Origin of the sequence: Catenovulum agarivorans DS-2 (assembly GCF_000568405.1) — a bacterium.
Classification (GTDB): domain Bacteria; phylum Pseudomonadota; class Gammaproteobacteria; order Enterobacterales; family Alteromonadaceae; genus Catenovulum; species Catenovulum agarivorans_A.
Genome location: NZ_ARZY01000105.1, coordinates 1 through 720, shown reverse-complemented (window position 1 = coordinate 720; position 720 = coordinate 1). Strand labels below are relative to the sequence as shown.

The window sequence follows — 720 nt, the reverse complement described above, 5'->3', positions numbered from 1 at the left end:
TTGGTATTTGGGTTTTTCTACAGTCTCGTTAGCCAAAAAAGATCTTGCTATAAGTCCGTCAAAGACGTATATTCAAGCCATGTATACGATAATATAAACTCCAACATTTAAGGAAGATGCTGACAAACTATGGACGGAAGAGGAGCGTGGTGCTTTCTGTTCATATTTAGCAGCAAACCCAGAAATAGGTGAAGTAATACCTCGTAGTGGTGGTTGCAGAAAGATACGATGGTCAAAAGCGGGTACAGGCAAAAGAGGCGGTGTTCGTGTTGTTTATTTCACAAGGTTAGCTAACGGTGAAATATGGTTATTGGTAATTTATAGTAAAGCGGTAAAAGAGAATATACCCGCTCATATACTCAAACAGATCAGAGAGGTACTTGAAAATGAGTAATTCTGAAAAACCAATGAGTGGTGAAGAGTTAGGTAATAAACTTCTAAAGTCAGTTATGGAAATGAAGGCTGGTAAGGCTGCGCGCGCAACCCAAATTGCTCCAAATGAAGTAGCCTCAGCACGAATGAAGACAGGGCTTACTCAAACGGAGTTTGCAGAAGCATTGCATATTTCTGCAAGAACATTGCAAGAGTGGGAGCAAGGGCGTAGGCAGCCCTCAGGGGCTGCAAAAGCTTTAATAGAAATTGCATTTAGGCATCCTGAAATAATCAAGGAAGGCCTAGAAATGCGTGGCTAATCGGGTAGCCGAGGGTATCTACCCCTCA

General features: G+C 42.1%; 1 protein-coding gene. It reads left to right on the top strand.

Translation table 11 applies throughout. From position 1 onward, the window contains the following. The first annotated feature begins 386 nt into the window (after nucleotides 1-386). The gene (locus DS2_RS19395; protein WP_035016742.1) at nucleotides 387-692 is read left to right on the top strand and encodes a helix-turn-helix domain-containing protein; all 306 of its coding nucleotides are present in this window, start codon (nucleotides 387-389) and stop codon (nucleotides 690-692) included. The last annotated feature ends 28 nt before the right edge of the window (nucleotides 693-720 follow it).

Bases quoted from the DNA above. Each gene is read 5' to 3' on its own strand.
- DS2_RS19395 (WP_035016742.1), top strand. From the start codon at position 387: ATGAGTAATTCTGAAAAACCAATGAGTGGTGAAGAGTTAGGTAATAAA.